The 12,871-nt window shown below is 63.1% G+C and carries 12 protein-coding genes, 1 other RNA gene and 1 riboswitch; of the genes, 9 read left to right on the forward strand and 4 right to left on the reverse strand.

Annotated elements, in window-relative coordinates; translation table 11 throughout:
- Positions 1–155 precede the first annotated feature (155 nt).
- From fdhF to DK366_RS07800, 3 genes are read left to right on the forward strand one after another with little or no spacing between them, the layout of a single operon-like run.
- Positions 156–3,080, forward strand: a complete 2,925-nt coding sequence (gene fdhF / locus DK366_RS07790) for a formate dehydrogenase subunit alpha (RefSeq protein WP_109124977.1) — start codon at positions 156–158, stop codon at positions 3,078–3,080.
- Complete coding sequence (fdhD, locus tag DK366_RS07795; protein ID WP_232820962.1) at positions 3,077–3,919, forward strand: formate dehydrogenase accessory sulfurtransferase FdhD; 843 nt, start codon at positions 3,077–3,079, stop codon at positions 3,917–3,919. Before fdhF ends, fdhD begins: the two co-directional genes overlap by 4 nt.
- Positions 3,916–4,143 (forward strand): formate dehydrogenase subunit delta, encoded by a 228-nt coding sequence (locus DK366_RS07800; protein WP_109124979.1) that lies wholly within the window; start codon positions 3,916–3,918, stop codon positions 4,141–4,143. The genes fdhD and DK366_RS07800 overlap by 4 nt, the downstream gene beginning before the upstream one ends.
- Here DK366_RS07800 and DK366_RS07805 read toward each other — a convergent pair.
- Positions 4,137–4,673: a molybdopterin-dependent oxidoreductase gene (locus DK366_RS07805; RefSeq protein ID WP_109124980.1), complete on the reverse strand. Its 537-nt coding sequence runs from the start codon at positions 4,671–4,673 to the stop codon at positions 4,137–4,139. The genes DK366_RS07800 and DK366_RS07805 overlap by 7 nt on opposite strands.
- A gap of 153 nt (positions 4,674–4,826) precedes the next feature.
- Positions 4,827–4,955: a hypothetical protein gene (locus DK366_RS21685; protein WP_255412566.1), complete on the reverse strand. Its 129-nt coding sequence runs from the start codon at positions 4,953–4,955 to the stop codon at positions 4,827–4,829.
- Between DK366_RS21685 and DK366_RS21165 the strand changes: the two genes are divergently transcribed.
- Together DK366_RS21165 and DK366_RS07810 are read left to right on the forward strand one after the other, a co-directional pair.
- Positions 4,954–5,151 carry a hypothetical protein gene (locus DK366_RS21165; RefSeq protein ID WP_157956471.1) on the forward strand — a complete coding sequence of 66 codons (198 nt, stop codon included), beginning with the start codon at positions 4,954–4,956 and terminating at the stop codon, positions 5,149–5,151. The genes DK366_RS21685 and DK366_RS21165 overlap by 2 nt on opposite strands.
- Position 5,152: 1 nt before the next feature.
- Positions 5,153–5,614 carry a hypothetical protein gene (locus DK366_RS07810; protein WP_109124981.1) on the forward strand — a complete coding sequence of 154 codons (462 nt, stop codon included), beginning with the start codon at positions 5,153–5,155 and terminating at the stop codon, positions 5,612–5,614.
- Between the two features lie 311 nt (positions 5,615–5,925).
- Here DK366_RS07810 and DK366_RS07815 read toward each other — a convergent pair whose 3' ends face one another.
- Positions 5,926–6,357 (reverse strand): VOC family protein, encoded by a 432-nt coding sequence (locus tag DK366_RS07815; protein ID WP_109124982.1) that lies wholly within the window; start codon positions 6,355–6,357, stop codon positions 5,926–5,928.
- A gap of 188 nt (positions 6,358–6,545) precedes the next feature.
- A riboswitch (glycine riboswitch) is annotated at positions 6,546–6,651 on the forward strand.
- 38 nt (positions 6,652–6,689) lie between these two features.
- On the opposite strand from DK366_RS07815, the gene gcvP reads away from it, so the two are divergent.
- From gcvP to DK366_RS07830, 3 genes are all read left to right on the forward strand, one after another.
- Complete coding sequence (gcvP, locus tag DK366_RS07820; protein ID WP_109124983.1) at positions 6,690–9,581, forward strand: aminomethyl-transferring glycine dehydrogenase; 2,892 nt, start codon at positions 6,690–6,692, stop codon at positions 9,579–9,581.
- A gap of 511 nt (positions 9,582–10,092) precedes the next feature.
- Positions 10,093–11,436 carry a carbohydrate-binding protein gene (locus DK366_RS07825; protein ID WP_109124984.1) on the forward strand — a complete coding sequence of 448 codons (1,344 nt, stop codon included), beginning with the start codon at positions 10,093–10,095 and terminating at the stop codon, positions 11,434–11,436.
- 159 nt (positions 11,437–11,595) lie between these two features.
- Entirely contained in the window at positions 11,596–12,090 is a 495-nt protein-coding gene (locus DK366_RS07830; protein ID WP_157956472.1) for a hypothetical protein, read from the forward strand.
- 3 nt (positions 12,091–12,093) lie between these two features.
- Here the strand turns inward: DK366_RS07830 and DK366_RS07835 are convergent.
- A non-coding RNA gene (locus DK366_RS07835) (sX9 sRNA) lies at positions 12,094–12,169 on the reverse strand.
- A gap of 107 nt (positions 12,170–12,276) precedes the next feature.
- On the opposite strand from DK366_RS07835, the gene DK366_RS07840 reads away from it, so the two are divergent.
- On the forward strand, positions 12,277–12,747 hold the full coding sequence (locus tag DK366_RS07840) for a CbrC family protein (RefSeq protein WP_109124986.1): 471 nt from the start codon (positions 12,277–12,279) through the stop codon (positions 12,745–12,747).
- Positions 12,748–12,871 lie beyond the last annotated feature (124 nt).

Genomic DNA, 12,871 nt, shown 5'->3' on the forward strand with positions numbered 1-12,871 from the left:
TCCCCTCACCGTCATTCCAGCGAAGGCTGGAATCCAGTGCCTTCAGGCTCTAACGCGGCGAGAAAGCCACTGGATTCCGGCCTTCGCCGGAATGACGGTGAGGGAGTAGATAGCTGTCGAAACATGTTGAACTGGCAGTAAGGAGATAGGTCGTCATGCTTTCCATCGTCGAAATCGATCTCGGCACACCCAAGTCGACCTCATCCACCGTGGTCGCACTGGAGATCGATGGCCGAACGGTACAGGTGCCCGAAGGCACCTCGATCATGCGTGCCGCTGCCCAAGCGGGCATCAGCATTCCCAAGCTCTGCGCCACCGAAATGCTCGATGCGTTCGGTTCGTGCCGCCTTTGCCTGGTGGAGATTGAAGGACGCAGGGGCTATCCCGCTTCGTGCACCACACCGGTGAGCGAGGGCATGAAGGTGACCACGCAGACGCCAAAACTCGCGGATATCCGCCGCGGCGTGATGGAGCTGTACATCTCCGATCATCCGCTCGACTGCCTCACCTGCCCGGCCAACGGTCACTGCGAACTGCAGGACATGGCAGGCGTGGTGGGACTGCGCGAAGTGCGCTACGGCTACGACGGTGCCAATCATGTTTTTGCGCGCATCCCAGCGCGCGAAGATCAAGAAGCGGCCATCCCTGGCCGCACTCTTCAAACAAAGCCCAATCCGCTGTATTCGCCCAAGGACGAATCCAACCCCTACTTCACCTTCGATCCCTCCAAATGCATCGCCTGCTCGCGTTGCGTGCGCGCCTGTGACGAAGTGCAAGGCACCTTTGCGCTCACCATCCAGGGCCGCGGCTTCGAATCCAAGGTATCGGCCAGCCAGAACAACCGCTTCCTCGATTCCGAATGCGTTTCCTGCGGCGCCTGCGTGCAGGCCTGCCCCACGGCGACGCTTTCCGAGAAGTCGCTGATCGAGAAAGGACAGGCCGAGCACAGCGTGATCACCACCTGTGCCTACTGCGGTGTCGGATGCAGCTTCCGCGCGGAGATGAAGGGCCAGGACATTGTGCGCATGGTGCCCAACAAGGAGGGTCACGCCAATCACGGTCACTCCTGCGTGAAGGGGCGTTTCGCCATTGGCTATGCCACGCACCCGGATCGCATCACCACGCCGATGATCCGCGCCAGGATTTCCGATCCATGGCGCGTCGTGAGCTGGGACGAAGCCGTGGCGCACGTCGCCAACGAGTTCAAGCGCTTGCAGGCCACCTATGGCCGGCACGCCGTGGGCGGCATCACCTCGTCACGTTGCACCAACGAGGAAACCTATCTTGTGCAGAAACTGGTACGCGCCGGTTTCGGCAACAACAACGTGGATACCTGCGCACGCGTGTGCCATTCGCCCACCGGCTACGGCCTGAAGTCCACGCTGGGCGAATCGGCCGGCACGCAGGATTTCGATTCGATCCTGTCGACCGACGTGGTGCTGGTGATCGGCGCCAACCCCACCGACGCGCATCCCGTGTTCGGTTCGCAGATGAAGCAGCGCCTGCGCGATGGCGCGCGACTGATCGTGATCGATCCGCGTCGCATCGATCTGGTGCGTACACCGCACATCAAGGCCGACTATCACCTGCGCCTGCGCCCCGGCACCAATGTCGCCGTGCTCGATTCGCTTGCGCACGTGATCGTTACGGAAGGCTTGGTCGATGAGGCGTTCGTCGCCAGCCGTTGCGAGCCGGAAGCCTTTGCCAAGTGGCGCGACTTTGTATCGCAGGACAAGTACAGTCCCGAAGCGATGGAGAGCACGACCGGCGTGCCTGCCGCGTTGATACGCGGTGCCGCGCGCCTGTACGCCACCGGCGGCAACGCGGCGATCTACTACGGCCTGGGCGTCACCGAGCATGCGCAAGGCTCGACCTCGGTGATGGCGATTGCCAACCTCGCCATGGCCACGGGCAATATCGGACGCGAAGGCGTGGGCGTGAACCCGCTGCGCGGCCAGAACAACGTGCAGGGTTCGTGCGACATGGGCTCGTTCCCGCATGAATTCCCCGGTTATCGGCATGTGAGCGACACCACGGTCCGCCAGTCGCTGGAGCAGGCCTGGGGCGTGCCGTTGCTGGGCGAACCCGGCCTGCGCATTCCCAACATGTTCGAAGCGGCGCTGGATGGCAGCTTCAAGGGCCTGTACATCGAAGGCGAGGACATCGCGCAATCGGACCCGGACACGCAGCACGTCACCGCCGCGCTCACGGCGATGGAATGCATCGTGGTGCAGGACTTGTTCCTCAACGAAACCGCCAAGTTTGCGCACGTCTTCCTGCCCGGCAGCTCCTTCCTGGAAAAGGACGGCACCTTCACCAACGCCGAGCGCCGCATGTCGCGCGTGCGCAAGGTGATGGAACCCAAGGGTGGTTACGCCGACTGGGAAATTACCCAACTGTTGGCGCAGGCCATGGGTTATCCGATGAACTACACGCATCCCTCACAGATCATGGACGAGATTGCGCAGCTCACCCCGACGTTCCACGGCGTGAGCTACGAGAAGATCGACCAGCTGGGCTCCGTGCAGTGGCCCTGCAACGACGAAGCACCGCTGGGTACGCCGGTGATGCACGTGGATGAATTCGTGCGCGGCAAAGGCCGATTCATGCTGACCGAATACGTGCCCACTACGGAAAAGGTGAATGCGGAACATCCGCTGATCCTCACCACCGGTCGCATCCTCAGCCAGTACAACGTGGGTGCGCAGACACGCCGCACGGCCAACGTGATGTGGCATGACGAGGATCGCCTGGAAATCCATCCGCACGATGCCGAGGAACGTGGCATCACCGACGGCGATTGGGTCGGCATTGTCAGTCGCGCGGGCGAAACCGTCCTGCGGGCGATGGTGTCCGACCGCATGCAGCCGGGCGTGGTCTATACCACGTTCCACTTCCCGGGCTCCGGTGCCAACGTCATTACCACCGAGAACTCCGACTGGGCCACCAATTGCCCCGAGTACAAGGTGACGGCCGTGGAAGTGACACGCGTGACGCAGCCATCCGAATGGCAGAAGCGACACCGTGCCTTCACCGAGGCGCAGGAAGCGCTGCTCGATCAGTCGGTGAAACCCGCTTGAGCCGCGACACCGACGACACGTTTCGCGGCTATGCCCATCGCAGCGTCGACCGCTGGCGCGATGGCGGTGTCTCGCGCGATGACGACTGCATTGCCGAAGAAGTACCCGTGGCGATGGTCTACAACGGCGCCACCTTCGCCGTGATGATGGCGACGCCGCAGGACCTCGACGATTTTGCCCTGGGCTTTTCGCTGACCGAACGCCTGATCAACGATCCCTCTCAGCTGCTGGAACTGGACACGCACACGCTGCTCGAAGGCATCGAACTTGCCATGCGCGTAACGGACAACGCACCCGGCGCGCATCTGGAAAAGGAACGCCAACGACTCCTGCCCGGCCGCAGCGGTTGTGGCATCTGCGGCACGCGCGAGCTGGAAAATGCCGTGCGTCATGACGGCGCGGTGGGCGAAGGCATCACCATCACGCGCGACGCCCTTGAATCCGCCTTGCTGGCGTTAAAGAGCCGCCAGCCAATGAATCTCGCCACCGGCGCCGTGCATGCGGCGGCATGGGCCGATGCCAGCGGAAACATTCTTCATGTGCGCGAAGACGTGGGCCGGCACAACGCGCTGGACAAGCTGATTGGCGCCATTCGCCGCGCCGGCATCGACACCAACGAAGGTTTCGCCGTGGTCACCAGCCGCGCCAGCTACGAAATGGTGACCAAGGCCGCGAGCGCGGGCATCGCCGTACTCGCAGCCATTTCCGCGCCCACGGCCCTGGCGGTGGAACTCGCGCGCAGCGCGGGCATCACCCTGATTGGTTTCGCCCGCCCGGGCAGCCACAACATCTACGCGCATCCCGAGCGCGTGCTTTCGGCATCGCAAGAACAGGCATGAGAATCGAACGACTCATTCGCATGGCGAACGACATCGCCACCTATTTCACCGTGGAACCCGACCACGCGGCAGCGGTGGCGAGCGTGCGCGATCACCTCAAGCGATTCTGGGACCCTGCCATGCGTCGGCAAATCAAGGCACACCTGGCGGAGGGCGGCGAAGGCCTGATGCCGCTAGCGCAAGAGGCCATTCGCGATCTGGACGTACCTGCGGATACTCACTGACGGGACGTGGTATCGCCGTCCACCACTTCGATGCTCGTCACATTGCGTACCCAGCGTGCGGGGCGCTTGTCGCCGGGCACCAGCAGGCGGAACGGGCCATCCTTGTCGAGCGGCTTGCCATCGCGCTGATCCACCAGCAACACCTGCGTATGTCCCAGCGTGGGGTCCAGGTCCGACAGCGCGAACACCACCTGGTACTGATCCGAAGCGGTCACCCGCACGAACGAGGCCAGCTGTCGCCCACGCAGCGGCTTGTCCAGCGACACGCCCGCCTTCGCCAGCACGTCTTCCAGCTTCACGCCCTTCCACTGGCTGGGCGGCTCGTCGTGCGCCGTTGCGGTGACTTCTTCGTGCGGCAGGCCCGCGAAGGTCTTCGCATCCAGCGTCAGCGCGGGTTTTCCTGCCACGGTGACTTGCACGCTGGTCACGGCCGGTGTCGTGGGTGCATCGGCGGCGTGCGCGGACAAGGCCAAGCCGATGGACAAAACAACACTGGCCAGTATGGACTGCTTGAACGCTCGCGTGGTCATGCCTCACTCCCCTCGTTCGTGGTTTCACAACGCATTCACCGCGAAGCAAACGCGCGACGCGTAGACTGCTCACCGTGGCATCCAAACATGCTTTGCTATCCGCCGACAACACCGGCGCGATGACAAAGGCACGCTTGCAAGGGGAACATCGTTTCAGTTCGACGCGCCGTCCTGGGCACCATCGCCCTGCCGGGAGGTGTGCGAGAACGCCAGGCCGAGCGATCGCCTTCGCGACGCACCTGCCGGCGGCAGCGCATTGCACTTGCCCGGAGAAAGCGACATGAACATCACGCCCTGGACCTGCCAGTCTTGCCAATCGCGCAACATCCACACGCCTGCGCAGGACAACAAATCACCTGTCATCGAATGGTCGGTAGCCGGAACGCCGCCCACGCCGCGCGGCTTCGGCCAGAAGGAAAGCGTCTACGTCACCTGCCCGCGATGTCTGAAGGGGCAAATGATCGAGGTCGAGTCGTGACATGTCCACGCCACCGATCCAGACCGGCAGGCAAGTGACCGAGGAGGAGAAGTTCTACCTCGACTGGGGCCGTGAATCGCTCAAGGCCAACCTGCAACTGGCCAACAACGTGTTGCAGCAGCTGCTCACGCTATCCACCTCGCTCGCCGCAGGCGGCGTGTTGTTTCTCTCCAAGGAGACCGTGCCCGCGTGGCTCATCGCGCCCGTGCTGTTGATGTTCATGCTCGCGCTGGTGGCGTCGCTGTGGGGCATTTTTCCCTACGGCGGGGTGATCAATCTCTCCTCGCCCGCGCAGATCCAGGCACACAAGACGCGCGCACTTCGCCACAAGCGGCGGTTCATCACCATCGCCTTCGCGTTGCTCATGGTTGGCCTGCTGATGGCGGGCTACGGCGTGTGTGCGCATGCCATCCACGCGCAGGCGTCGAAACCCGAGGCGACACGTTCTTGGCCGCCGTTGTAGTTTGCGACCGTCATCGACTTTGCCGTTATCTGCGGGCATCCAGATCGATGCATTGGTGTGATGGTGGCCGATGCTCTCAACGCGGTGATTCTCAGCCGGATGTGACGGGCATTCCGCAGGAGTGAGTGGGTTGGTGCGTGTCGCATGAATGTGCACAAGGCACTGGATTCCGGCCTTCGCCGGAATGACGTGAGGGACGGGGAGGTTTCGTTAATCGTGTAACGCGGCCTCTCTGTTCTCCGCAAACCTCCTATTCGTCATTCCGGCGAAGGCCGGAATCCCGTGCCTTTTCCCCGATGCAAGGATCCACCTTACGTACCCTCAACCCTCATCGGCGGCCCCTTCAGCTCCACCATGTTCCCCTGAGGATCGTAGAGATAGATCGACGGCCCCTCGCCCTTCGCCCCGTAGCGCGATCCGATATCCCCCACGCGCACGCCATGCGCTGTGAGATGCGCCACGATGGCCGCCTCGTCGTAGTTCTCCACCTGCAGGCACAGATGATCCATGTTGTGCCCTTCGCTGCCCGGGCCGGCACCGCCTAGCCGCCCCAGCTTGCCATCCAGTGCCACCAGGTCGATCAGCGAATCGCCAGCGCGCAGCTGGATCAGGCCGATCTCGTCCTGCCGCCGCTCTTCCACGCAGCCCAGCACGTCGCAGTAGAAGCGCTGCATGGCTTGTGCATCTGCCACGCGCAGCACCACATGGTCGATTCGGGCAAGCTGGAACGGGGGCTTGGGCATGGCGGGGTTCCGTGGGACGGCCTTCCATCTTAGGCCGTTTGAGACCCGGTCCCTACGGCGACCCGGGAAGGAGGCAATTGGGCCCGCGGCAGCTTATAATCGGCGTTTAGTGTGTGGTGGGAGAAGCGGCGCGAGCCGCTGCCGAAGGCGCAACGCCCGTAATCGCTCAGGCCCCAGACCATCACGCGCTTAAACACTCTGGAGAGACCGGTTGAATCCGGCGCCGAAGGGGCACGAAGGCTGGCTCATGCAGCCGCCTTCCAAACTCTCAGGCAAAAGGACAGAGGGGCGCTTCGCGTGCAGCTTGCACGCTACTTTCGGACGCCCCTGCCATGAGCCAGAACGCCAATCCTTCCCTGCGCGACCTCGAGCACCACGACGCCTTTATCGAGCGTCACATCGGCCCCAACGAGGCCGAAATCGCCACCATGCTTTCCGTGGTCGGCTACGAATCGCTGGAAGCGATGACCGACGCCATCGTGCCGGGCAAGATCAAGTCGCCGGCGCCGCTCGCGCTGCCGTCGGCCATCACCGAAGTGGAAGCGCTGGCCAAGATCCGCGCCATCGCCGACAAGAACCAGGTGTTCCGCAGCTTCATCGGCCAGGGCTACTACGGCACGCTGACCCCGAACGTCATCCTGCGCAACATCCTGGAGAACCCGGCATGGTACACGGCTTATACGCCGTACCAGGCGGAAATCTCGCAGGGCCGCATGGAAGCGCTGATCAACTTCCAGACCATGTGCGCCAACCTCACCGGCATGGAGATCGCCAACGCGTCCCTGCTCGATGAAGGCACCGCCGCCGCCGAAGCCATGACGTTGGCCAAGCGTTCGGCCAAGTCCAAGAGCAACCTGTTCTTCGTCTCGAACGCCGTGCATCCGCAGACGCTGGAAGTGATCAAGACGCGCGCGGAAGCGATGGGCATCGACCTGCACATCGGCGACGACAGCGAAGCCACCTCGGTGGACAGCTATGGCGTGCTGCTGCAGTACCCCAACACCTTTGGCCAGATCAACGACTACAAGGCACTTGCCGATGCCGTGCACAAGCGCCACGGCGTGGTGTGCGTGGCCACCGACCTGCTCGCCCTCACCGTCATTGCCGCACCCGGCGAATGGGGCGCGGACATCGTGGTCGGCAACACGCAGCGTTTCGGTGTGCCGTTCGGTTTCGGCGGCCCGCATGCTGCCTTCATGGCCTGCCGCGACAGCTACAAGCGTTCGATGCCGGGCCGCCTGATCGGCGTGTCCATCGATGCCGAAGGCAAGCCTGCCTACCGCCTCACGCTGCAGACGCGCGAACAGCACATCCGCCGAGAGAAGGCGACCTCCAACATCTGTACCGCGCAGGTGCTGCTGGCCGTGATGGCGAGCATGTACGCCGTGTACCACGGCCCGGAAGGCCTGGTGCGCATCGCGCGTCGCACGCATCGCCTTGCTGCCATCCTGGCCGGCGCACTGCGTGATGCGGGCGTCACCGTCGGTCCGGATTTCTTCGACACGCTGCACGTGGTGAACGTCGACGCTGCTGCCATCCACGCGAAGGCCAAGGCCGCCGGCATCAACCTGCGCGCCATCGACGGCAAGAGCCTGGGCATCAGCCTGGATGAAACCACCACGCGCGACGACGTCATCGCGGTGGCCAAGCTGTTCGGTGCCACCATCACCGACATCGACGCGCTCGATGCCAAGACCAACGACGCCCTGCCCGCCGGCCTTGCACGCACGTCCAAGTTCATGACGCATCCGGCCTTCAACACGCACCACAGCGAGCACGAACTGCTGCGCTACATGCGTTCGCTGGCCGACAAGGATCTGGCGATGGATCGCACCATGATCCCGCTGGGCAGCTGCACCATGAAGCTCAACGCCACCGCCGAGATGATCCCGGTGACGTGGCCGGAGTTCGGCAACATCCATCCGCTGGCCCCGGCCGACCAGGCCACGGGCTACAAGCAGCTGATCGACGAGCTGGAAGCGATGCTGGTGGAATGCACCGGCTACGACGCCGTGAGCCTGCAGCCGAACTCCGGCGCGCAGGGCGAATACGCGGGCCTGCTCGCCATTCGCGCCTACCACCGCTCGCGCGGCGAAGGCCATCGCGACATCTGCCTGATCCCCGAATCCGCGCACGGCACCAACCCGGCCTCCGCGCAAATGTGCGGCATGCAGGTGGTGGTGACCAAGTGCGATGCGAACGGCAACGTGGACGTGGCCGACATCCAGCGCGCCGCCGAGAAGTTCAGCGATCGCCTCGCTGCGCTGATGATCACCTACCCGTCCACGCACGGCGTGTTCGAAGAGGACATCGTCAAGATCTGCGAGATCGTGCATGAGCACGGCGGCCAGGTGTACACCGACGGCGCCAACATGAATGCGCTCGTGGGCGTGGCCAAGCCGGGCAAGTGGGGTTCGGACGTCTCGCATCTGAACCTGCACAAGACCTTCTGCATCCCGCACGGCGGTGGTGGCCCGGGCGTCGGCCCGTGCGCCGTGAAGTCGCACCTCGCGCCGTTCCTGCCGCGCACGTTCGGTGGCAAAGGCGAAGTGGGCATGGTGTCGGCGGCAAGCTTCGGCTCCGCATCCATCCTGCCGATCAGCTGGATGTACATCACCATGATGGGCAACGCCGGCCTGCGCCGCGCCACGCAGGTGGCGCTGCTCAACGCCAACTACGTCGCCAAGCGCCTGGCGCCGCACTACGAGACGCTCTACACCGGCCGCAACGGCCTGGTGGCGCATGAGTGCATCCTCGACGTGCGCCCGATCAAGGACGCTACCGGCATCGGTGCCGAAGACGTCGCCAAGCGCCTCATCGACTTCGGCTTCCACGCGCCGACGCTGAGCTTCCCGGTGGCGGGCACGCTGATGGTCGAGCCGACCGAAAGCGAATCGCTGTACGAACTGGACCGCTTCATCGACGCGATGATCCAGATCCGCGACGAAACCCGCGCCATCGAAGAAGGCAAGCTCGACCGCGAAGACAACCCGCTCAAGCACGCGCCGCACACCGCGGTGATGGTGTCGGCGTCGGAGTGGAACCACGCCTACTCGCGCGAACTCGCCGCCTTCCCGCTGCCCAGCCTGAAGTTCCAGAAGTACTGGTCGCCGGTAGCCCGCGTGGACAACGTCTACGGCGACAAGAACGTGTTCTGCAGCTGCGTGCCGGTGGAAGCGTTCAAGGGCGAGATCGAAGCGTTCAGCGAACCGAACGTGGCTTGATCCCGTAAGTAGTGCGCAGAGAAGGGCTCCGTTCGCGGAGCCCTTTTTTTGTGCGCGCACGATCTGTGTCGTCATGCCATGGACCCGCTGATGTGGCTCCTCTCCATGGAAGTCGGACTCAGACAACGTTGTCAGGAAAGACTTGCGCATTATCTGAAGACGTCCAGACGGCTGAATCGGTCTAGACGCAGCGCACCATCGCATGCAATCAACCATTACCTGGTGAAACGACAAAATATCGCTGCAATGCACTAAAAATGCAGTGCAAACCTGCATTTTCGTGTCTCCACAAAACCATGACATTTCGGTTTCTGTTTCACAACAGAGGTCACAGTTTTTGCCGCCTTTTAAAGACAACGTTGTCATCCGGGGACACGAATACGACAGCGCGATGACCTGGCACGTCATCGACAGCAAGGACGCACCAGGGGACGCCCATGACCGTGCAGATGCCGGCAGTCGCCAGGGAACCTTTGCCTTTAGTGATGCAACACAACCAGGAGACGCTTCCATGCAATTGAAGAAGTCGGTTGTTTGTTTACGCACGGCACTCAACGCGATCGGCACCGCCGCAGGCGGCGCCATGGCCATGAGCCTGTTGGCACTCGCCCCCATCCAGGCGGCCCACGCGCAGGCCACCTGCGCAGCGGCCTGGAGCGCGAGCACCGTCTACACCGGTGGCCAGACGGCCAGTGAAAACGGCACCAACTATGTCGCCAACTGGTGGACGCAGGGCAATGATCCCGCCACCAACAGTGGCGGTGCAGGTTCCGGCCAGCCGTGGACTTCGCAAGGCGCGTGTACGGGCGGTTCGTCCGGTGGTGGCGGCACGGGCGGCGGTGGCACCGGTGGCGGTGGTACCGGCGGTGGCGGCACAGGCCCCACGAATCCGCCCGGCACCGGCGCGAACCTGGTGTTCAGTCCCTACAAGGACGTGACCATCAACCTCAACTGGAACACCAATGTGATGCAGACCGCGGCGGCGACGGGTTCGTCGATTCCGGTGGTCGGCAGCGGCAGCTTGAAATCGAATTACGTGACTAACCTGGGCACCGTCACCCTCGCCTTCGCCACCGGCGAATGCGGCAGCGAAAACTGGGGCGGCGTCGCCGGCGCCAGCTTTGCCAGCGCGAACATTTCCGCGCTTTCCAATGCCGGCGTGCAGTACATCGTCTCCACCGGCGGCCAGGCCGGCAGCTTCACCTGCGGCAGCACGGCGAACTTCGCCACCTTCCTGTCGCGCTACATGTCACCGCAGATGGTGGGCGTGGACTTCGATATCGAAGGCGGCCAGTCGCAAGCCACCATCAACAACCTCGTCGCGGCAGCGGTGTACGGCCAGTCGCTGTATCCCAACCTGCGCTTCTCCTTCACGCTCGCCACGCTGGGCGCGTCGGACGGCAGCTACGGCGGTGTGAACAGCCTGGGCGACATGGTGGTGAAGGCGGTCAAGGCATCGTCGCTCACCAACTACACCATCAACCTGATGACGATGGATTACGGCTCCTCCGCCGCCTCGTATCTGTGCGTGGTGTCGGGCAGCAGCTGCGACATGGGTCAGTCGGCCATCCAGGCCGCCATCAACCTGGAGCACACCTACGGCATCTCGCCGAACAAGATCGAACTCACCCCGATGATCGGCATGAACGATGCGACCAGCGAAAACTTCAGCATCGCCAACGCCGACACCATCACCAACTACGCCGTAGCCAACGGCCTTGCCGGCATCCACTTCTGGTCGCTCGACCGCGACACGCCGTGCAGCGCCAGCTACGCCTCGGCCACCTGCAACTCCGTGCCTACGAGCACGCCGCTGCAGTACACCAAGCGTTTCCTGAGCGACTTGGGGCGTTGATGAATCAAACGCCGTGACTTGAGCGGGTGCCGCATACGCGGCACCCGCTTAACAGATGATTCCGATGCCGATAGCCGTGCATGGCCACTACGCTTAACGGGGTGCGGCAAGCGTGGCCGCTCAAACCTCGCCATTCACATATCGGAACGCAACGTCGTCATGTTGGGACCTGCCCCCTTTCCATTGCCACCATCCATTCCCACCCCCGCTCCGCCACCATCAGCCGCCAAGCCACGGCGCCGCCTGCCATTCTGGGCGGGGGTCCTGATCGGTGTCGCACTCACCCTGGCGCTAGTGATCGGCGTCGGCGGGTACCTGTTCTTTACCTTGGGCTGGAAGGCGTTCAGAGATCAGGCGGTGACCGCCATGGACCAACAGCGGGTTATCCAGCAATGCATCGGCAAGATCGAAAGCTCCTCGCTGGAAGTCATTGCCACAGGCAATGAGGATCGGGACAACGGTTTCGTTTTCCACATCAAAGGCCCCCGTAGTTCAGGAAGGGTGAGTGCCGTATTCACCACGGTCGATGCCGATCATGAGCGGATCGACGAAGGCGAGCTGAAACTCGACGATGGCAGGACGTTCAAGCTGAGCAGCGAAGAAGACGAGGATGACGACAACGAGGGCGGCCTTGCCGGCTGCCCGACCACTTAGAGCCGCTAACAAAACGTAGCGAGCGGCCGGCAGGTGGGCGTGGGCGGCGCGCAGGAATCGGAGTGTACGGGTTGTACATGAGGATCCGAGCACCGAACGCGCCCGCCTGGCGGTTGCGCAGTAGTTTTGTTGGCGACTCTTAAACATCGCACGCGCATCGCGCTTTACCGTTGACGAAGCATCGCCATGCCACTGCCCTTCTTCAAATATCACCCGAACCCCATCGCCACGGGCAGCATCGTGCCGTCGGACCAAGCCTGCACATGCTGTGGTGAAAAGAAGGAGTTCATCTACACCGGCCCGATCTATGCCGTAGACAAACCCGATGGCCCGCTTTGCCCTTGGTGCATCGCCCACGGATCAGCGGCCCAACGACTCCACGCATCGTTCGTCGATGAGGATGGCATTGGAAGTTACGGATCTTTTGAATCGGTGCCCGACGAGGCGATCCACAAAATAGCGCAACGCACGCCGGGATTCTGCGCCTGGCAACAAGAGCAACGGTGGACGCACTGCGGCGATGCCGCGGCGTTTATGGGGCGAGCAGGTAAGACGGAACGGCAAGTCTGGGGCGAAGAAGCCATCCAGGCATCGACGGGATGGCCCGACGGACCGCGATGGCAGGCCTTCTTTGCCGCGCTCGATAGCTCAGGCTAACCTACCGGCAATATCTTCAAGTGCCGCCACTGCGGAGCTCTGGGCGGCTATCAGGATTACCATTGACGGCAGCAGCAAAACATAAGTGAAACAAAAAGCCCCGCACGAAGCGGGGCTTTTTTGC

The organism is Dyella sp. C11 (assembly GCF_003121485.1).
Lineage (GTDB): Bacteria > Pseudomonadota > Gammaproteobacteria > Xanthomonadales > Rhodanobacteraceae > Dyella.

Bases quoted from the DNA above. Each gene is read 5' to 3' on its own strand.
- fdhF (WP_109124977.1), top strand. From the start codon at position 156: ATGCTTTCCATCGTCGAAATCGATCTCGGCACACCCAAGTCGACCTCA.
- DK366_RS07800 (WP_109124979.1), top strand. From the start codon at position 3,916: ATGAGAATCGAACGACTCATTCGCATGGCGAACGACATCGCCACCTAT.
- DK366_RS07805 (WP_109124980.1), bottom strand. From the start codon at position 4,673: ATGACCACGCGAGCGTTCAAGCAGTCCATACTGGCCAGTGTTGTTTTG.
- DK366_RS21165 (WP_157956471.1), top strand. From the start codon at position 4,954: ATGAACATCACGCCCTGGACCTGCCAGTCTTGCCAATCGCGCAACATC.
- DK366_RS21685 (WP_255412566.1), bottom strand. From the start codon at position 4,955: ATGTCGCTTTCTCCGGGCAAGTGCAATGCGCTGCCGCCGGCAGGTGCG.
- DK366_RS07810 (WP_109124981.1), top strand. From the start codon at position 5,153: ATGTCCACGCCACCGATCCAGACCGGCAGGCAAGTGACCGAGGAGGAG.
- DK366_RS07815 (WP_109124982.1), bottom strand. From the start codon at position 6,357: ATGCCCAAGCCCCCGTTCCAGCTTGCCCGAATCGACCATGTGGTGCTG.
- gcvP (WP_109124983.1), top strand. From the start codon at position 6,690: ATGAGCCAGAACGCCAATCCTTCCCTGCGCGACCTCGAGCACCACGAC.
- DK366_RS07825 (WP_109124984.1), top strand. From the start codon at position 10,093: ATGCAATTGAAGAAGTCGGTTGTTTGTTTACGCACGGCACTCAACGCG.
- DK366_RS07830 (WP_157956472.1), top strand. From the start codon at position 11,596: ATGTTGGGACCTGCCCCCTTTCCATTGCCACCATCCATTCCCACCCCC.
- DK366_RS07840 (WP_109124986.1), top strand. From the start codon at position 12,277: ATGCCACTGCCCTTCTTCAAATATCACCCGAACCCCATCGCCACGGGC.